An 18,834-nucleotide genomic window follows, 5' to 3' on the forward strand; every position below is an offset into this window, starting at 1 on the left:
AATATTCCCTGTACACATAAACAAGGATAGTTGAATGAAAAATATGTTTTGCGATATAAACTCAACATCAACATTCCCAAAATGGAATTTTATTGATGCTGGATTATGGTATTTACTTCCTGATGATGAAAGATATGTCACTGGTAATCCTAGGTTGTGGGCATATAAAGCCGCATATCTTCAGTATAATAAGGATAAGATAATTAGCCATGCTCATCGTGAAAAAATACCAGTGTTACTATTGGCTGGAGTTGCTGTCTCTGAAGTAGCAGGAACACCGGAAAGATTTAAAGCATACGGGGTTTTACAATATTATCAGATTAGAGATTATTTCAATAATAGCGGAAACACCATATCGAATAGAACTTCTGTCGGTAGTTTAGCTATTCAATTAAGAGCAGCAGCAGAAACACTAGGGATTGACCCATCTAAATTATCAACAACACAACAACTTCAATTATCCAATTGCTTATTAGATGATGACTTTAACATTAACATTGTTGCCAAACATCTTAAATCATTAATAATTTTTGACAACCCTAACATAAAAGATACTTTAAACATAAGCGATGAGCAATTAATAATAGCCGCATCTAGATACAATAGAGGGATAGAAAGGAAAAAAGATGATTTCATATCATCTATTAAAGCCCCCAACGGTGATCCCTCAAGGGATTACTCTTCTTACGGAAGGACTATTATTAAAAGAAAGAATGTAATTTATAAAATAATCGGGATGAACAATGAATAATAATAATATTATTAAATCCACAATTAACATCATAATGGTTATATATTCATTTTTTGTTATTATTACTTGCATGATGGGAGGGGTATTTAAAGAAGAATGGTTTATAGATGGAGATGAAATAAAAAATGTTTGCGATGTATTAAGAGCAATAGTAGTTGATGATTACAGAGAGACTGTTGCTATTGCCACATTAGCATTAATAACACCTGTTGTTATATATGGAGCCTTCAACAAATTTAGAATAATTTCAATAAATATAATGCTGTTGGTTTTTTTATTTGTTTGGATTTGGTTTTTTATTGTAAAATACAGAAACTGTCTTTGGTTTTAACTAAATAACCTGGCAGGCGTTAAATATCCGCCTGCCATAAAAACAAAATCAAACACCCATTTCAGTCCATATGCTATAACCAGATGTTCCAGCTATAACATGTGACCATGAAATAGACTTATATCTAAATGTAATAATTTCTTCTGGCTGATTGTCGGAATGATTTATAGCATGAGGATATACAACATTCACTCTAATTATATTGGCATCAATTAATTTCACAGAATAAAACAATTCCAGCCCACCGCCAGAAGCGGTTCTATAGAAAAAGAAATCAATGTCTAGATATTCATTATCAGATATAGTCATTCCAAATAGTGGGGATGACTTGTCTATTGGTTTGACAAATGATATAGGCCCATGAGAAACATTATGGTCTCTTGTTATTCCATGTTCAAAAGCCAATACCATTATTTGATCTTCATGGCCATTTTGATACTTATTACCAATAGAGCTAAAAGTTGAACATCCAGCAGAAATAAGCCCCTGTTTTTTACCATTAACAGTCGCGTAAATTATATTTGCCATAAAAATCCTTTTAAGATGTTATTTTACTTGTAACTATAGTTACGTTAAAAATCTCTAAGATCAAGTTAATTAACGTCTATACCTCTCATACTTAAAGCTGCTTATGCGTTGGCCGCCCTTGCTCACCCCAATCACTTACTTGCAGCGTACCCATCAACAACATAAAACAGCTTTAATTCAATCACTTATAAACAATTTTTCCTTTGAATGACTAAACTGCCACGATTCACCGCGCTAATAAAGCGCGGTCTTAAAGGGATCTAGGGATATCAGCACGAATTACGCAGTGCCGCCGACGGTTAGGCTTTCCAGTTTCAGCGTAGGCTGACCCACGCCGACAGGCAGGCTTTGCCCTTCTTTTCCGCACACGCCGACGCCGTTATCCAGCGCCAGATCGTTACCGACCATCGAGATCTGCTGCATCGCTTCAATGCCGGAACCAATCAGCGTTGCGCCTTTGACTGGCGTAGTGATACGGCCTTTTTCGATCAGGTATGCTTCGGATGTCGAGAAGACGAACTTGCCAGAGGTGATATCGACCTGACCGCCGCCAAAGTTTGGCGCATACAGGCCGTATTCAACGCTGGAGATAATCTCTTCCGGCGTGGATTTCCCGGCCAGCATGTAGGTGTTCGTCATACGCGGCATCGGCAGGTGCGCATAAGATTCGCGGCGACCGTTGCCCGTTGGCGCAACGCCCATCAGACGAGCATTCATCTTGTCCTGCATATAGCCTTTCAGAATCCCGTTTTCGATCAGGACATTGTATTGCCCCGGAACGCCTTCATCGTCCATCGAAACTGAACCGCGACGTCCGGTCAGCGTGCCGTCATCCACCACCGTGCACAGCTCTGACGCAACGAGTTTCCCCATCTGTCCGCTGAACACTGACGTACCGCGACGGTTAAAATCGCCTTCCAGACCGTGTCCTACCGCTTCATGCAGCAACACGCCCGGCCAGCCAGCACCCAGCACCACAGGCATTGGCCCCGCAGGTGCGGCCACAGCCGACAGGTTAACCAGCGCCATACGCACGGCTTCTTTTGCCCAGGCATCGACGCGTGCTTCGCCGTCAGCCACTTCCCAGAAATAGTCATAGCCGCCACGCAGGCCGCCGCCGCTGGAACCACGTTCACGTTTGCCCTCAGATTCAACCAACACGCTGATCGACAAACGCACTAACGGCCGCACATCTGCCGCCAGCGTACCGTCCGTCGCCGCCACCAGCACCAGCTCATACACGCCGGTCAGGCTGGCTGAAACTTCCTGCACGCGCGCATCTGCGGCACGCGCGACCGTGTCAGCACGCTGCAACAGCGCAATTTTGTCCTCACGCGTCAGGCTATCCAGCGGGTTCAACGTTGGATAAAGCGCATGATGCGATACCGCTCCCAACGTGTGCGCCGTGCCTGTACCCTGTTCCCGCACAATACTGCGTGCTGCCTGCGCGCTCTGGTGCAATGCGTTCAGCGTGATCTGATCGGCATAAGCAAATCCAGTCTTTTCACCGTCAATCGCACGGATACCCACGCCCTGATCGATATTGTAAGAACCGTCTTTAATGATGCGATCTTCCAGTACCCAGGACTCATGGTAGCTGGACTGGAAATAGAGATCGGCATAGTCCAGTCGACGCTCATTAAGCGACCCCAGCACAGCGGCGAGATCGTCAAGATTCAATTTTTTGGCGGTGAGTAACTGCTCACTGACAAACGAAAGGCTCATAGTTTTTCACTCTTTATCAGATAATCGGCTGAGTACGCTGCGCTGCCCTAACGGCATTATTCGCCTTTCTTCTTGTTCGGCTCACGCAGCACTTCCTGAATCTTTGGCTGATCGAGGCTACCGGAAATCTGGTAGCGAATCAGCGAAATCTTGTTCCATAGCGGTGCCAGCACTTTACTGGCAGCAAACACCGCGGCCCCGACAACCGGGTTAACGGCAAATGCGGTCGCCACCCCCACCGTCGCGGAAATTTCTGGGGCGATAACCGCTTCCATATTGACCTGTCGCTTAGCGAGATCGAGATCGCCTTTTATCGCGATATCGGCCTCCAAACCGTCGACCAACATATCATCAGTATGCAACACGCCGTCTTTAATCCATGCCGTGTTGCGAATCGAGTCGAAGTAAAATCCGCGGCCAAACGTATCACTAAAATCGAACCGCAGCTTACGCATCAGCGCATCAAAGCTCAATAAACGCAGCAATTGACCAGCCTGACCCGCCCCCACTTCAGCAATCTCACCCTTACCGATGCGCGTGTGCAATATTCCGCTCAGGCTGGCAATATCCGGTGCCCAAGGCGTACCGCGCCAGTACAGATCGTAGTCCACATCGAAAGAACCAGCTTTTAGCGGTGAATCAACGCCAAACCAGTTAGCATTCTGCTCCAGGCTATCACCTGTCAGACGGCCTTTTAACGCCGTCCGCACGCCTTCTGCGTTTTCCTGCCAGGAACCGTTTACCGTCAGGCGAGCTTTGCCTGTATCAATCATACCGTCTGCCAGCGTTAATTTTTCCTTTTCTGGCAGCAGCGTTCCCTGAATACGTCCCATATTCTGCCCGAGAATCCAGCACTGGCGACAGTTAACCGCCAGCGACGGCCAGTCCTCAAAGCTGATGCTCGGGTCGTTTAGCGGCGATTTTTTCTCTGCTAATGCCACCGGGTTGGTCGCTTCATTCCCTTTCCACTGAGGATTGTAGTAGAGATAATTGATGTCGCTGCGCCACGTGCCGCGATTGGGTATCTCAACCATTCCGTCAATTTCACGCCCTTTTGCCTGCACTTCACTGCCAGAAAGCGTATTTTTACGCGTGATTTCTAGATCGTGCCACTGTTGCCCCAGCAACTGTAGCTCAGGTGTTCGTAGCGTCACGGCTTCAGGAAAACGAAGAGAACTATGCGCCTTTTTCCCTTCGGCTGGTGTCGAAGCACGCAGCGAAGGCAGAAGCCCCAGCCAGCTTTCAGCATCCAGCGGCGGGAGATCGAGCACCAGAGCGGAATCTTCTGGCAATGCAGGCGCCGCCGTAGCCCCGTTCTGCCAGCTTGCCCGCGCCAGCGTCACGGTGTCGCCTTTCAGCAGCCATTGGCTATTGAAACGGTTATCTTTGCCCACTCGCCCTTGCATGGCAAAACCATTCAGGTCACCGCTGGCTTTCACTTCCAGCGGCAGGCCCTCGCCAGCGGGTTTACTTAGCGGGTTAGGTAAGTGACTACTTACTTTATTTAAATCAGCCTGTACATCAACATCATAAGTTGTTTTACCAGTATGCGGCAGGTTGACGGCAATCGTACTTTTCCAGCCTGCCGTGCCGGACAGGGCTTTGCTGGCCGATACCGGTAAACCGGGCAAGAGCGCTGGCTGCCAGTCGCCCTGCAAGCCAACATTCACCAGAAAAGCCTTCGCGTGCTCTTCCGTCGTGAAATTGACCGCCATCGGCTGATTCAGCCAATTCGCCTGAAGGGTTTCACTGCGTAAGTTACCGTTTTCATAGCGGAACTTACCGGTGAGATTCTTAATCGTGGTATCCAGCGGCTTGATGTAGAGGCTGTTATTGTTCAGCGTAATGTCGCCACTGGCGCGGACATCATCACCGGCAAGCGGAATATCCAGATGCAGCGTCCCTTTCACCGGCCCGCCAATTTTCAGCTCGTCCAGCGCCGTGCCCAGCGAGGATTTCAGCGGCGTCTGGTGAAAGTAGTTCCCCACCTCTGGCCCCGGACCGTCCAGTTCGCCATCGACGAACAGCATCTCTTTTTCATAATCGGGAATGACCGCACTAATGTTTTTGCCTTCCACTTTGCCCAGCCAGGTTTGTGGTGCAAACATCCACAGGCCGTTGTTAGCAAAGTCCAGATTGATATCCAGCGGCGTCAACGCAGGCCAGCCCGGCTGAAATTCGAAGGTGGCCTCTTTAACCGGCACCCAGACTTCAAACTGGCCTTCGTTGTGCGTATACGGGAAATGCTGCGGATTGCCAGCAAAGATCAGCGTCGCGTTATCAACACGACCGCCCTTCAGCGCGCCGCTCAGATAGTCCACCAGCTCGGTGCCCATAAACAGTTCGGGATAATAGCGCCAGGCATCAGCCGCGTCGGTCAGTCGAATCCCAGCCAGAATATCCAGCTTCGGTTCCTGCTTGGCGGGCTGTTCATAGCGGAAATCACCGTTAGCCCATAGCGATTTCGCCTGCACGTCCAGCCCATGACTCCAAAGCGACAGGCCTTGTGCAGCATTACGCCAGTCTATCGTGCCGCTGGCCTGCTTGATTTCCAGCGGCGCACGGAACATATCGACATAGGGCAGCGTGCTCTGCTTTAACGCGATGCTGACCTGACCGCGTTCGGCACTACCGCGGGCAGAGCCGGAGAAATGATCGACGCCCGGCAGCAATTTCCACTGCTTCCAGCTCACATCCTGCCAGTCGGCCTGAAAGCGGCTTCGCTCCGGCTGTTGCAGAGGGATATCGACGGCAACAGTATTCAAGGTGCCCGTCGGTTGCAGTTCATCCCAGCGCGCTTTCAATTCTGGCGTCGTGCCGGACAGCAGCGGAAGCAGCGTGCTTACTCGCGCCAATGCCAAGTTGCTGGCTCGAACGCGCAGCTCTTCCTGCCGATCTGGCCCTAACATGTGTTCATTCTTTGGCAGCCAGAGCGCGGAGAGCCGACCTTTCGGCCAGGCGACACCATCCGTTGCCAGATTCAATTCAGGCACATCCACCTGCCAGCCATTTTCCTGACGGCTGACGTGCAACGTTATATCATCCACATTCAGACGATGCGCATCGCTGCCTTCCCCCCAGTTCGCCGTACCCTGATTAAGGAGCACATCGCCACTGTGAATGTCACCATCACGGACGTTGAGCCACGCCGCCAGACTAAAATCGGCGCTTTCCAGCCCGGTATTGTTTTTCATCCAGCGGCTGAGCCAAGGCTTCATATCGATATTGTCAGCCTGCAGATAGAACGTGCCGTTGCTGAGTAGCCCCTGATCGTCGTGCAAATCCATACTCATTTGCACGACACCGTGCTGGCCGTTAAAACTCGACAAGCTAATCAAACCTTCCGCTCGGTGGCGCTTCTCGGAATTCAGCCAGGTCAGTTGCGGAATGCTCAGCTCCGCGCGGGAACCGGAAGGGGTAAGAAAGGTAACGTGGCTATCACGCAGGTCAAAGTGGTCAAACTGACGCAGGAAAAGATCGCTGACCTTTCCTGACTCCATCAGTTTGCTATCCTGCTGCTGCCCGGTAAATTGGCTATTAATATCCAGTTTTAACTGGTGAAACGTGAGATCGCGAAACTGCCAGCGCCCGTGCAACAGCGACTGCCACACATCCAACGCCAGCGTAATGCGGTCAACCTGCCAGTCCGATTCCGGCAGGGACGTGCGAAGCTTTTCAATTTCTAGCGTGGGGCCAAAGGACTCCCAGCGCCCCGTCATCGAGCCGATCTCTAACGGAACACCGGCCGCAGACTGCGCCCAGGCCACCAGCTGTGGCCGGAAGTGATCGAGCTGTGGCAGCACCAGTCTTAAGCCGCTGACTAACAGCGCTACCATCACGACAAGAGTGGCACCCGTGATGATAAGTATTCCGGGCAGTCGCCTCACTAATTTCTCCTTCTTTCGTCGCCGACGACGAGCGCACGAATTTACATCATTACGACGTCAAACTGCTCCTGGCTATACAGGGGTTCGATTTGTACTTTGACCTGTTTGCCGACGAAAATTTCAACCTCAGCTAACGCGTGCGACTCTTCACTTCTCAGCGCTTCCCCGACTGCCGGTGAGGCATAAACCAGGAAACGATCGGTGTCATAAGCGTGGTGGACACGCACGATTTCACGCATGATTTCATAGCAGACGCTTTCTACCGTCTTCACCGTGCCACGACCATGACACGTCGGGCATTCATGACACAGCACGTGTTCGATACTCTCACGCGTGCGTTTGCGCGTCATCTCCACTAATCCTAGTTGAGAGAAGCCGCTAATACTGGTTTTAACCCGATCTTTACTCAGCGCCTGCTCCAGTGAATGCAGCACCCGCCGGCGGTGATCTTCGTTATTCATATCGATGAAGTCGATAATGATGATCCCGCCAAGGTTACGCAAACGCAGCTGTCGTGCAATCGCCTGCGTCGCTTCCGTGTTGGTATTGAAAATGGTTTCATCCAGATTGCGGTGGCCGACGAATGCCCCCGTATTGATGTCGACGGTCGTCATCGCTTCTGTCTGATCGATGATCAAATAGCCGCCGGATTTCAGTTCAACCTTTCTGTCCAGCGAACGCTGGATCTCATTTTCCACGTCAAACAGGTCAAAAATCGGCTGTTTACCCGCATAGTGTTCAAGCTTGCGAGTCATCTCTGGAATGTATTCGGCGGTAAATTCCAGCAACGCTTCATACGTCAGTCGGGAGTCAATCCGAATGCGATCCAGCGCCGCTCCAGCAAAATCACGCAAAATACGTCGAGCGAGCGCCACTTCACCGTAGAGCTTACATTTGGTCTGGTTGCGCTTTTTACGCTCCATCACCTTGACCCACAGACGCTTCAGGAACGCAGCATCCTGCGAGAGCTCTTCTTCACCGACGCCTTCCGCAGCAGTACGAATGATGAAACCACCGTCATCATCACAATACTCTGCGACCGTTTTCTTTAAGCGCTCGCGTTCCGCTTCGCTCTCAATCCGCTGTGACACGCCGACGTGCGATGCGCCGGGCATAAACACCAGATAGCGCGACGGCAGCGTGATATCGGTCGTCAGACGTGCGCCTTTGGTTCCCAGTGGGTCTTTGACCACCTGCACCATGAGATCCTGACCCTGACGTACCAGTTCGGCGATATCGCGGACGTGAAAATTCTTCTGTTCGTCACCAGCAACGCATTCGGTGTGCGGCATAATATCGGACGCGTGCAGGAATGCCGCTTTATCCAGACCGATATCCACAAACGCCGCTTGCATGCCCGGCAGGACGCGACTCACGCGGCCTTTATAAATGTTGCCGACAATGCCGCGTTTCGCATCACGCTCAATGTGGATTTCTTGCAGAATACCGCCATCGATATAGGCAACGCGCGTTTCTGACGGTGTAACGTTTACCAGTAACTCAGCAGTCATGTTTTCCTCTTGCACTCCGCAACACAGCAAAATTACTGAATAGCTCATGGGTTTCTACCAGCGGCAGCCCAACCACCGCGTAATAGCTCCCGTTAAGCGACCGGACAAAGCATCCACCTTTACCCTGAATGCCGTAAGCTCCGGCTTTGTCCATCGGTTCACCGCTGGCGATATACTGTTCGATATCCTGCTGTGAGAGCGGACGGAAGACGACATCGGTTATCACCAGACAACTCAGTATGTCGTCTTTATCTGCTAGCACAACGGCAGTCATCACCTGATGTGGTTTCCCAGACAGCTGGCTCAGCATCTCTGCTGCATGGGTTTCGTTCTGCGGTTTTTCTAATACCTGGCCATTCAGCACCACGATGGTGTCCGCACCCAGAACCGGCAAATCGGACGGTGCGGCAGCTACACCAGCGGCCGCTTTTTCATTCGCCAAACGTCGGACGTAAATCTCCGCCGCTTCTTTCGGTAACCGCTGTTCTTCCACCGCGACGTTCAGCACAGAAAAAGGAATATCGAGCTGCGTGAGCAGTTCGCGACGACGGGGAGAAGCGGAGGCCAGATAAAGCTGGGTCATGAATCACCTTATTGCACAGTAAACTGACGACGAATTTTACGCATCAGCAGGAACAGCCATGGCCAGAGTACGCCATCAACGACGCTATTCCAGAGTGTTTCTGGTCGGAAAGAGACATTAATAACTAAAAATTCTGCCCAGAATACCGTGAGGTCCATCACCAGCGACAATAGCATGACGATTAGTGCCTGCTGCCATAACGCCATATTTCGGAACAACTGAAATTTAAAGGCCACCAGATAAGCAACAACGCTAAGTGCCAACGCCCGCACGCCCAGTGTAGACCCAAGAATCAGGTCCATAATCAGACCCAATACAAATCCGGTGCCAACATTCACCCGGTGTGGCAATGCCATCACCCAGTAAATCAGGAACAGTGTCAGCCAAGAGGGGCGAAACATGTAGATTTCATCCGGCCACGGCATAATCTGCAAGACCATGGCGATCAGAAAAGAAAGCCAGATAATCCAGTTGCCATGCCTGCGGTAACGATTCATTGGCGACCTCTCTGCGGCGCGGCAACATCAGGTGGAAGCGGCGGCCCCATGTCGTCAGGCGACGGTAAAACCTGCGGCATCATCTGCATCAGACGCTCATTAGCAACCCGATGCACTTCCGCTGGTGGCAACGACGTATTGGCGTTGTTTTCCACGCCCCACAGTAATAACAGATAGCGTAAACGCTGTAGCCCCGCCGTCGGGCGCGCCTGAATAATCGTATAGGCCCGCTGCGTATCCTCTTTGACTGACGATACCACCCCGACCGGATACCCTTCGGGAAAACGTCCGCCCAGGCCCGATGTAACCAACACATCACCTACTTGGATGTCCGTATTGTTAGGCAGGTGCTCCAGTTGCAGATCATCGGTGCAGCCATTACCGGCAGCAATCACGCGGATATCATTGCGCAGCACCTGAATAGGCAACGCGTGGGAAACATCACAAATCAACAAAACTCGGCTGGTAAACTGACCCACTGCCACAACCTGACCCACCACACCTTTATCGCTGATGACCGGTTGCCCTTCATACACGCCGTTCGCCTGACCTTTATCAATCACAACCTGATCGCTGTAAGGATCGGTTCCGGCGGACATCACCTGCGTCACCATCTTCTGCTCATCTTGACGCAGCGGCGAGCCCAGCAGTTCACGTAACCGCGCATTTTCTTGCTTGAGCTGACCCAGCAGCAACAGGTCGCTGTTCTTCATCAACAGTTCCTGGCGCAGCGCAGTGTTTTCAAGGCCTAATTGCTCACGGGTTGCCAGTGATGCAGACATATTGTCCAGAACCTGGCGGGGTCCATTCGCCAGAAAATAGAATGGGCTGACGGTGGTGTCCATGTACGTTCTGATTTTGACGAACGAACCGAGCCGACTGTCCGCAACGATCACGACAATTGCGGTAACGACAGCAAGAAAAAGTCGTAATTGCAGGGAAGGCCCCCTGCTAAAAAGCGGCTTCATAGAATTTGCGTATTCCTCGACAGCAACCTCAAATCGCCCTTGGCGATTTTTAACGTCACAAAGCGGTACCCCGTAGGGCTACAGGCAAATAAAAAAGGGGTAACCACAAGAGATGAAAAACGCAGGCGTTCATCCATCCGGTCCCCCCCTTTTCCAGACAGGATTACTCCTCGCTGAACAAATCGCCACCGTGCATGTCGATCATTTCCAGCGCCTTGCCGCCACCACGGGCAACACAGGTCAGCGGATCTTCCGCCACTACAACCGGAATGCCGGTTTCTTCCATCAGCAAACGATCCAAGTTACGCAGCAGCGCACCACCGCCGGTTAACACCATACCGCGCTCGGAAATATCGGAGGCCAGTTCCGGTGGGCACTGTTCCAACGCAGCCATCACCGCACTGACGATACCCGTCAACGGCTCTTGCAGCGCTTCCAGAATTTCGTTTGAGTTCAGCGTGAATCCACGCGGTACGCCTTCTGCAAGGTTACGGCCACGCACTTCAATCTCAAGCACTTCGTCGCCCGGATAAGCAGAACCGATTTCATGCTTAATACGTTCTGCTGTGGCTTCACCGATCAGTGAACCATAGTTACGGCGAACGTAGTTGATAATCGCTTCGTCGAAGCGATCACCGCCAATACGGACAGAAGAGGAGTACACCACGCCGTTCAGCGAGATCACCGCAACTTCCGTGGTACCACCACCGATATCCACGACCATGGAACCGGTCGCTTCGGATACCGGCATGCCGGCACCGATCGCTGCCGCCATTGGCTCTTCGATCAGGAACACTTCACGTGCACCTGCACCTAGCGCGGATTCGCGAATGGCACGACGCTCAACCTGCGTTGCTCCTACCGGAACACACACCAGTACGCGCGGGCTCGGACGCATAAAGCTGTCGCTATGCACTTGCTTGATGAAGTGCTGCAACATTTTTTCCGTAACCTGGAAATCGGCAATCACACCATCTTTCATCGGGCGAATCGCCACGATATTCCCGGGCGTTCTGCCCAGCATCTGCTTGGCGTCATGACCGACCGCCGCAACGCTTTTTTGAGAACCGGAACGATCCTGACGAATGGCAACCACAGAGGGTTCATTCAGTATGATGCCCTGCCCTTTAACATAAATCAGGGTATTGGCGGTACCCAGGTCGATGGACAAGTCGTTGGAAAACATGCCACGAAATTTCTTAAACATAACTAAAGGATAATCCTGCAAGCTGGGGGCGAAAAGTAAATCCGCCTACTTTACCAACCACACGAAGCAGCGACAAGGCACGAAAAGGCTCTGCTCCGGTGAAAAATAAGTCTGAGTTGCACACGTCGGCATCAGGAAGAAGATACGGAATACCTTCTCCTCAGGCGGCAAGGCATCTTACCACTGTCCACCCAACAGAGTTGTGCTAACACAGGACATAAAATCTAACATTTAATCGGATTGCCGCTAACGTAAGCACACACTAACCGATTTAACAACCGTCTCATTCTACGTCAATTTGAACGGGACGTTTATATTAAACACGATGCTACAGTGAATATTTTTTCAGCTCATCCGTGATAGGGACTGATGTGGCAAAAAAATCGCCTTGCCCACCATAAACGCCCTTACCCAACAACATTCGCCACTCCTCTTTGGTGCGCACACCCGCGGCAAACACTCGCGTTTGTGTCCCTTTACACGCCTCGGTCAGACTCTGTACAAAGAGCTGATTTTCTGGGCGGCGTTCAAGGCTGCGCACCAAACCGGGATGAAGCTTGATGACTTCCACGGGAAGTGACTTGATATACGTCGTGCTGACCAACGTAAGACCTGCCTGCGTCACCGCCAAACGACAACCTAAACCCAGAATCTGATTGAGAATGGGTCGCAAACGGCCGATATATTGACAAACATCTGCCTCTGCAAGTTCAAATAAAATGCACTGCCGCTGTATTTTCGGACATTGCAGTAACATTTCTCTTAACCAGCGCAAAAAAGGCTTTTGCAAAAGTGAGTCTACACTCATCGGCAAAGCCAGCGTTTCTCCGGGCCAGTTCGCTGACAAATCAACAATCCGAGCCACAAGCTGCCGATCATAGCTAGTCGCTAGCCCTAATTGTTGAACCAACGGCATATATTCCGATGTGAGCAATTCCTGCTCACCATCATAAATCCGGCTCATCATTTCACGATGATGCACAACGCCCTCTTTGGTGACAGCAGGTTTTTGATACAGGCGCGGGCCGCCACGTGCCAAGGTTTGTTCCAACAAAGTCCGCCATTTTACGCTGCCGCGGCTCTTGTCTGGCACCTGCCTGTCAAACACACACCAGCTGTTACCGCCCTGCAATACCGCATTACGCGTCGCGTCTTCCACACTTTCCATTACCTGCTCAGCGCTTTGCCCGCCGCGATAGGCGCAGATACCAATGTGGAGTACCTCCTCCCGATCGATCAACGGACAGGTGGGGAGAATATCAATGGCTTTCACCAACTGTGTGGCAATCGCATTAGCTTCTTTCAGCGTTCGGTGGGGAAGTAATACCGTGAAATCGCTGCTAAAATAACGTGCCAACAGCGCAGAGGGATAGCGCATGACAAACGTTGATAGCAGATTGACTAGCGTGAACCGATACTCCTGAAGCACACCGCTGTAACCGTGTGTTTCCTGCAAGATTTCAAAATCCGGCACGCGGATCATCATGACGACGCCGTGCGTCCCTACCTCTTCGCCATCTTCCAGCTGTGTGGTCAATTGATTATCAAAAAACAAACGATTACTCAGCCCGGTTTCAGCATCCTGCGCGGCGAAAGCGCGGATTAAGGTATCAACACGCCCGCGTTCCTCACGCGCTTCCACTAAATCAGACAGCAGTTGATCGAGCGCCCCGCTGGTCTTGACCGGCCATTCACGTACCGACCCCTGCATAACCGATTCACGCTCGCCCTTGAGAATACGCTGTGCACGTTTTTCCAACTCTTCCTGTCCGGCAGCCTGACGGCGCAACCAGCGAATGGAGAAGTACAGTATCAGGAGCATCAAGCCCGCAGCGAGCAGCACCGATAGCGTCGACACCACGAAACGCGGTAAACCAATCAGCGGATCGACATATTTTAAGGCGATCGTCATGTTCAAATGATGCATCAGCGGAAATTCGACCTCATGATAGAGGTGCGTGCGTTCCCAACCGGCCTCGGGCAGCTGTATTGAATAGAGGGTCGAATCGTTATCCTGAATATCCAACGCCACAATGCCTGCCGTCTTCATCATTCCCGGCAGCCAATATTGGATATTTTCGGGCGATTGCACTAATAACGCCTGATCGATACTGGCCGTGACCTCGCGTAGCTGCTGCTCGGTTCGCAACTGGCTATAATAACAGAGGCTAAATATGCTACTGAAAAGCATAAGAAAAATGGCGAGAACCGTCAGCAATACTATGAGTATCGAGAACCTGGTCGTAAATCCCATCCCTGCGTCCTATTCCAAATAATTGTTATTTCTGCAAGTTTGTTGTTTTTTATCAGTTCGCATAGGCCAGCTACATAGTACCTTCATTAACAACAGTATCTTATTAACAAATAGTACCTGTAATAACTATACCCTAAATAATTCAAGTTGCAGGAAGGCGGCGAGTGAGGACATCCCGATGAGCTTACTCAAATAAGTGATTTGGGTGACAAATCTGCCGGGAGCAGATTTGAACGCTGCTAGCAGCGGCCCTTAGGGCGAGGCCCACGACGGGCCGAGTATTTAAGCGATGCCAACGCACATGCAGCTTGAAATATGACGGGCATATAGTCGTTAATGACTTCCCCCATTTTTCATCCTGCTACAGGAGATAGCCCATGCAGGCTTTAGTTCTTGAACAGTCAGACGGACTGACCCACGCTCAGATTCGCGAGATTGACGCGGAGCAGCTTCCCGCTGGGGATGTGACTGTTGATATCAGTTGGTCCAGTATTAATTATAAAGATGCGCTTGCCATTACTGGCAAAGGCAAAATTATTCGTAACTTCCCGATGGTTCCTGGGATCGACTTCGTAGGTACAGTACGCCACAGCGACAGCGATCGGTTTAGCGTCGGCCAACCTGTAATCCTGACGGGTTGGGGCGTAGGTGAAAACCACTGGGGCGGTTTGGCACAACAGGCGTGCGTGAAAAGCGATTGGCTGGTCCCTCTGCCCGCGTCGCTGGATGCGCGTAAAGCCATGATTCTTGGCACCGCAGGCTTTACCGCAATGCTGTGCGTGATGGCGCTGGAAGACGGTGCCATCACCCCGGAAAGCGGCGACATTATTGTGACAGGTGCCAGCGGCGGCGTCGGCAGCACGGCAGTCGCCCTGCTTGCAGAGCTAGGCTATCAGGTTACTGCCGTCAGCGGCCGTGCCGACAACACTGATTATCTGAAAAAATTGGGTGCCAAACAGGTGTTGGATCGCAGCGAATTCAGTGGCAGCCCTCGCCCGCTAGAGAAACAACGTTGGGCTGGCGCGGTTGATACCGTCGGCGACAACGTGCTGGCGACGCTGCTGGCGCAGATGGATTACAACGCGACGGTTGCCGCGTGCGGTCTGGCTGGCGGTATTGCTCTGCCAACGACCGTGATGCCATTTATTTTACGCAATGTTCGCCTGCAAGGCGTGGATTCCGTGATGGCACCACTGGCGCGCCGTCAGCAAGCGTGGGTGCGTCTGGCTGCCATCCTGCCTGAGTCGTTCTATCAGCAAGTCACGCAGGAAATCGGGTTGGAAGACGTCCCTGCCGTTGCCGTTGCCCTGCTGGAAAACAAAGTCACTGGCCGTACGCTGGTGAAAATCAGCTAACACTTTTCGTTGACGTATTAATTTGCGGAACGAAAACGGTGATAATGGAATAAAAGAGTAAAGCGTCCGCGACAGGGACAAAGGCGTCAGGAACGCCTTTGAACGTCGCTTGCGACGGCCCTGAAAGGGTGAATCTCAGGGATGAGATTCATATCTGCGCGGCTCGAGCGTACATGGATGTATTCACAGCGTCTTTACGATCTATCCATTATCATCGCCCAACGCATTATCAGTAATCTTGAGCGCTGTTACACCCTGCAAAAAAGTATTTCATCTCGCCTGTCGCAGTTTCTACCGCAAGTCATCTATAACTAAGTGAACGGTAAGCATTAAAAACGCCACTTTGCGTCAACAATAATAATGACTGGCGGGAGTTCACATGCACAAACATCGCAAATTCACGGAAGCCGACGTTACCCCGGAATCCCTCTTCTATCAGCGTCGACGCGTATTAAAAGCGCTGGGTATTTCCGCTGCGGCGCTCTCACTGCCGTTTTCTGCACAGGCTGATCTGCTGGCCTGGTTTAAAGGCGGCGATAAACCCAAAGCGCCACCGGGTAAACCGCTCACGTTTAGCCAACCCGCCGACTGGAAGCTCGATCTGCCACTCACGCCGGAAGATAAAGTTACGGGCTATAACAACTTCTATGAATTCGGGTTGGACAAAGCCGATCCGGCGGCCAATGCGGGCGGGTTAAAAACCGAAGGCTGGACCGTTAAGATAGACGGTGACGTCGCTAAGCCTCTCACGCTAGATATCGACGATTTGCTAAAACGCTTTCCATTGGAAGAACGGATCTATCGTTTCCGCTGCGTCGAGGCGTGGTCGATGGTGATTCCGTGGATCGGCTTTGAGCTGGCCAAGTTGATTAAATTCGCCGAACCCACCAGCAACGCACGATATGTGGCGTTTCAGACGCTTTACGACCCAGAACAGATGCCGGGGCAAAAAGATCGCTTCATGGGCGGCGGGCTGGACTATCCCTATGTAGAAGGGCTGCGGATGGATGAAGCCATGAATCCCCTGGCACTGCTGGCCGTCGGCGTCTACGGCAAGACGTTGCCGCCGCAGAACGGTGCGCCCATCCGGTTAGTTACACCGTGGAAATACGGCTTCAAGAACATCAAATCCATCGTACATATCCGGCTCACTCGTGAGAAGCCGCCCTGCACGTGGAATCTGGCGGCTCCAGACGAGTATGGCTTCTATGCCAACGTTAACCCGCATGTGGATCACCCCCGCTGGTCGCAGGCGACAGAGCGCGTCATTGGCTCAGGTGGTTTGCTTAACGTTGAACGTCAACCCACGCTGCTGTTCAACGGCTATGCCGATCAGGTCGCCTCGCTGTATCGCGGCCTGAATCTGCGCGACAACTTTTAGCTAATAACACAAAACTTCTCGCTACAGCATCCTGTCAGGATAGGGATCCACATCAGTATGAGACTGACGTTACAACACATTAACGGGCTAAAAGTGCTACTCCATCTGGCTGGTTTTCTGCCACTGCTGTGGCTGATATTGTCAGTTGACCAAGGGTGGTTCAGCGCGGACCCAGCCAAAGATATCCAGCATTTTACCGGCCGAATGGCGCTGAAATTGCTGCTGGCGACGCTGTTGGTCACGCCACTGGCGCGCTACGGTAAACAGCCGCTGCTGATTCGCTGCCGACGCCTCCTCGGGCTGTGGTGCTTTTTCTGGGCGACGTTACATCTGGTGAGCTATGCGCTGCTGGAGTTGGGTCTGGATCATCTGGCGCTGCTGGGAAAAGAACTGATATCCCGGCCGTATCTAACGTTGGGAATCATAAGCTGGCTGATTTTGCTGGCGCTGGCGGTGACCTCACCACAGGTAATGATGCGCAAGTTGGGATCGCAATGGCAAAAACTGCATAATTTCGTCTATTTAGTCGCCATCCTTGCGCCTATCCACTATCTTTGGTCAGTTAAAACGCTCTCCCCACAGCCTATTTTGTACGCGCTCGCGGCGCTGATCTTGCTGTTGTTACGTTATAAGAAATTTCGCCAATGGTGGCGCTAAACGCCGCAGCAACACAGGAAAAGCAGGTTACGGACCGCAGTGAAATTCACGCCTTCTCACGGTCTGGTGCAGGAATATCTCCGCAGATAAGACCAGTATTTAGCTGCGAATTGCCACGATATGGTTATAATGCACGACTTTAATTTCTCGGGCCGGACAATTTGCGTCACGAAAGGTGACAAACGAATAGCTTCGCGCTATTTTGTGCGACACGGTTTTGGCAATCTTGGTCAATCGCGGGAGATAGCAGCACAATGGCAGAAAAGTTTCACATTTTGCTCTTGAACGGTCCAAACCTGAATCTGCTAGGAACCCGGGAGCCCGACAAATACGGTAACACGACGTTAGCAGACATTGTCAGCGGGCTGGAAACACAGGCGCAGGCATTGAACGTGAAGTTTTCCCATCTGCAATCCAATGCGGAACATGTCCTGATCGATACCATCCATCAGGCCAGAGGAAACACAGACTTCATTCTGATTAACCCAGCGGCATTTACCCACACCAGCGTTGCGCTGCGTGATGCCCTGCTGGCAGTCGCGATTCCGTTTATCGAAATTCATCTGTCCAACGTGCACGCACGTGAGCCTTTTCGTCATCATTCCTACCTTTCTGATGTTGCGGTAGGCGTGATATGTGGCCTGGGGGCAGATGGTTATCAGTATGCTTTACAGACGGCGGTAAAACGCCTGTCAACTTCCAATTAAACAAAAGAGTACGGAACCACATCCATGGATATTCGTAAAATCAAAAAACTGATCGAACTGGTTGAAGAGTCCGGCATCGCCGAACTGGAAATTTCTGAAGGTGAAGAATCAGTACGTATCAGTCGTGCCCCAGCAGCGGTTAACTACCCGATGATGCAACAGGCTTACGCTACGCCAATGATGCAGCCACAGCCTGCTCTGGCTGCCGCCGTTGCACCAGCGCCAGTGGAAGCTCCTGCCGCACCGGCTGCCATCAGTGGACACATCGTTCGTTCTCCAATGGTTGGAACCTTCTATCGCACCCCAAGCCCGGATGCTAAAGCGTTCGTGGAAGTAGGTCAGCGCGTCAACGTTGGCGATACCCTGTGCATCGTCGAAGCCATGAAAATGATGAACCAGATCGAAGCCGACAAAGCGGGCGTGGTGAAAGCCATTCTGCTCGAAAGCGGTCAGCCGGTCGAATTTGACGAGCCACTGGTTGTCATCGAATAA

At 51.5% G+C, this 18,834-nt stretch carries 16 protein-coding genes; 7 read left to right on the forward strand and 9 right to left on the reverse strand.

Annotated elements, in window-relative coordinates; all coding sequences use genetic code 11:
- The first annotated feature begins 34 nt into the window (after positions 1-34).
- Both K7X24_RS17100 and K7X24_RS17105 read left to right on the forward strand, forming a co-directional pair.
- Positions 35-751, forward strand: coding sequence for a hypothetical protein (locus K7X24_RS17100; protein WP_010296614.1), 717 nt, complete (start codon positions 35-37; stop codon positions 749-751).
- Positions 744-1,082, forward strand: a complete 339-nt coding sequence (locus K7X24_RS17105) for a DUF2645 family protein (RefSeq protein WP_224556107.1) — start codon at positions 744-746, stop codon at positions 1,080-1,082. Before K7X24_RS17100 ends, K7X24_RS17105 begins: the two co-directional genes overlap by 8 nt.
- 48 nt (positions 1,083-1,130) lie before the next feature.
- Here the strand turns inward: K7X24_RS17105 and K7X24_RS17110 are convergent, their stop codons facing one another.
- The 9 genes from K7X24_RS17110 to csrD form a co-directional block, all read right to left on the reverse strand.
- On the reverse strand, positions 1,131-1,610 hold the full coding sequence (locus K7X24_RS17110; protein ID WP_224556110.1) for an Hcp family type VI secretion system effector: 480 nt from the start codon (positions 1,608-1,610) through the stop codon (positions 1,131-1,133).
- Positions 1,611-1,889: 279 nt separating this feature from the next.
- Positions 1,890-3,335 (reverse strand): metalloprotease TldD, encoded by a 1,446-nt coding sequence (gene tldD, locus K7X24_RS17115; protein ID WP_224556113.1) that lies wholly within the window; start codon positions 3,333-3,335, stop codon positions 1,890-1,892.
- A gap of 56 nt (positions 3,336-3,391) precedes the next feature.
- Positions 3,392-7,222, reverse strand: a complete 3,831-nt coding sequence (gene yhdP, locus K7X24_RS17120) for an AsmA2 domain-containing protein YhdP (protein WP_224556116.1) — start codon at positions 7,220-7,222, stop codon at positions 3,392-3,394.
- 41 nt (positions 7,223-7,263) lie between these two features.
- Positions 7,264-8,733 (reverse strand): ribonuclease G, encoded by a 1,470-nt coding sequence (gene rng / locus K7X24_RS17125; protein WP_039482359.1) that lies wholly within the window; start codon positions 8,731-8,733, stop codon positions 7,264-7,266.
- Entirely contained in the window at positions 8,723-9,316 is a 594-nt protein-coding gene (locus K7X24_RS17130) for a Maf family protein (protein WP_224556117.1), read from the reverse strand. Before K7X24_RS17130 ends, rng begins: the two co-directional genes overlap by 11 nt.
- Before the next feature lie 8 nt (positions 9,317-9,324).
- Positions 9,325-9,813, reverse strand: a complete 489-nt coding sequence (gene mreD / locus K7X24_RS17135) for a rod shape-determining protein MreD (RefSeq protein WP_224556119.1) — start codon at positions 9,811-9,813, stop codon at positions 9,325-9,327.
- A complete protein-coding gene (mreC, locus tag K7X24_RS17140) occupies positions 9,810-10,781 on the reverse strand; it encodes a rod shape-determining protein MreC (RefSeq protein ID WP_224556120.1) in 972 nt (323 codons plus the stop codon). The genes mreD and mreC overlap by 4 nt, the downstream gene beginning before the upstream one ends.
- Before the next feature lie 163 nt (positions 10,782-10,944).
- Complete coding sequence (mreB, locus tag K7X24_RS17145; RefSeq protein ID WP_039303992.1) at positions 10,945-11,988, reverse strand: rod shape-determining protein MreB; 1,044 nt, start codon at positions 11,986-11,988, stop codon at positions 10,945-10,947.
- A gap of 328 nt (positions 11,989-12,316) precedes the next feature.
- Positions 12,317-14,242 (reverse strand): RNase E specificity factor CsrD, encoded by a 1,926-nt coding sequence (gene csrD / locus K7X24_RS17150; protein WP_224556123.1) that lies wholly within the window; start codon positions 14,240-14,242, stop codon positions 12,317-12,319.
- A gap of 377 nt (positions 14,243-14,619) precedes the next feature.
- Between csrD and K7X24_RS17155 the strand changes: the two genes are divergently transcribed.
- From K7X24_RS17155 to accB, 5 genes are all read left to right on the forward strand, one after another.
- Positions 14,620-15,597, forward strand: a complete 978-nt coding sequence (locus tag K7X24_RS17155; RefSeq protein WP_224556124.1) for an MDR family oxidoreductase — start codon at positions 14,620-14,622, stop codon at positions 15,595-15,597.
- 379 nt (positions 15,598-15,976) lie between these two features.
- The gene (gene msrP, locus K7X24_RS17160; protein WP_103861669.1) at positions 15,977-16,978 is read left to right on the forward strand and encodes a protein-methionine-sulfoxide reductase catalytic subunit MsrP; all 1,002 of its coding nucleotides are present in this window, start codon (positions 15,977-15,979) and stop codon (positions 16,976-16,978) included.
- 57 nt (positions 16,979-17,035) lie between these two features.
- Positions 17,036-17,635 carry a protein-methionine-sulfoxide reductase heme-binding subunit MsrQ gene (msrQ, locus tag K7X24_RS17165; protein WP_188246943.1) on the forward strand — a complete coding sequence of 200 codons (600 nt, stop codon included), beginning with the start codon at positions 17,036-17,038 and terminating at the stop codon, positions 17,633-17,635.
- A 254-nt stretch (positions 17,636-17,889) separates the two neighbouring features.
- The gene (gene aroQ, locus K7X24_RS17170) at positions 17,890-18,342 is read left to right on the forward strand and encodes a type II 3-dehydroquinate dehydratase (protein WP_224556126.1); all 453 of its coding nucleotides are present in this window, start codon (positions 17,890-17,892) and stop codon (positions 18,340-18,342) included.
- 24 nt (positions 18,343-18,366) lie between these two features.
- Entirely contained in the window at positions 18,367-18,834 is a 468-nt protein-coding gene (gene accB, locus K7X24_RS17175; protein WP_137740599.1) for an acetyl-CoA carboxylase biotin carboxyl carrier protein, read from the forward strand.

This window comes from Pectobacterium versatile, from assembly GCF_020166435.1.
Taxonomy (GTDB): Bacteria; Pseudomonadota; Gammaproteobacteria; order Enterobacterales; family Enterobacteriaceae; genus Pectobacterium; species Pectobacterium versatile.

Excerpts from the sequence above, each read along its gene's own strand:
- aroQ (WP_224556126.1), top strand. The coding sequence starts at position 17,890 with ATGGCAGAAAAGTTTCACATTTTGCTCTTGAACGGTCCAAACCTGAAT.
- K7X24_RS17110 (WP_224556110.1), bottom strand. The coding sequence starts at position 1,610 with ATGGCAAATATAATTTACGCGACTGTTAATGGTAAAAAACAGGGGCTT.
- msrP (WP_103861669.1), top strand. The coding sequence starts at position 15,977 with ATGCACAAACATCGCAAATTCACGGAAGCCGACGTTACCCCGGAATCC.
- mreC (WP_224556120.1), bottom strand. The coding sequence starts at position 10,781 with ATGAAGCCGCTTTTTAGCAGGGGGCCTTCCCTGCAATTACGACTTTTT.
- mreB (WP_039303992.1), bottom strand. The coding sequence starts at position 11,988 with ATGTTTAAGAAATTTCGTGGCATGTTTTCCAACGACTTGTCCATCGAC.
- K7X24_RS17105 (WP_224556107.1), top strand. The coding sequence starts at position 744 with ATGAATAATAATAATATTATTAAATCCACAATTAACATCATAATGGTT.
- K7X24_RS17100 (WP_010296614.1), top strand. The coding sequence starts at position 35 with ATGAAAAATATGTTTTGCGATATAAACTCAACATCAACATTCCCAAAA.
- tldD (WP_224556113.1), bottom strand. The coding sequence starts at position 3,335 with ATGAGCCTTTCGTTTGTCAGTGAGCAGTTACTCACCGCCAAAAAATTG.
- mreD (WP_224556119.1), bottom strand. The coding sequence starts at position 9,813 with ATGAATCGTTACCGCAGGCATGGCAACTGGATTATCTGGCTTTCTTTT.
- rng (WP_039482359.1), bottom strand. The coding sequence starts at position 8,733 with ATGACTGCTGAGTTACTGGTAAACGTTACACCGTCAGAAACGCGCGTT.
- csrD (WP_224556123.1), bottom strand. The coding sequence starts at position 14,242 with ATGGGATTTACGACCAGGTTCTCGATACTCATAGTATTGCTGACGGTT.
- K7X24_RS17155 (WP_224556124.1), top strand. The coding sequence starts at position 14,620 with ATGCAGGCTTTAGTTCTTGAACAGTCAGACGGACTGACCCACGCTCAG.
- msrQ (WP_188246943.1), top strand. The coding sequence starts at position 17,036 with ATGAGACTGACGTTACAACACATTAACGGGCTAAAAGTGCTACTCCAT.
- K7X24_RS17130 (WP_224556117.1), bottom strand. The coding sequence starts at position 9,316 with ATGACCCAGCTTTATCTGGCCTCCGCTTCTCCCCGTCGTCGCGAACTG.
- accB (WP_137740599.1), top strand. The coding sequence starts at position 18,367 with ATGGATATTCGTAAAATCAAAAAACTGATCGAACTGGTTGAAGAGTCC.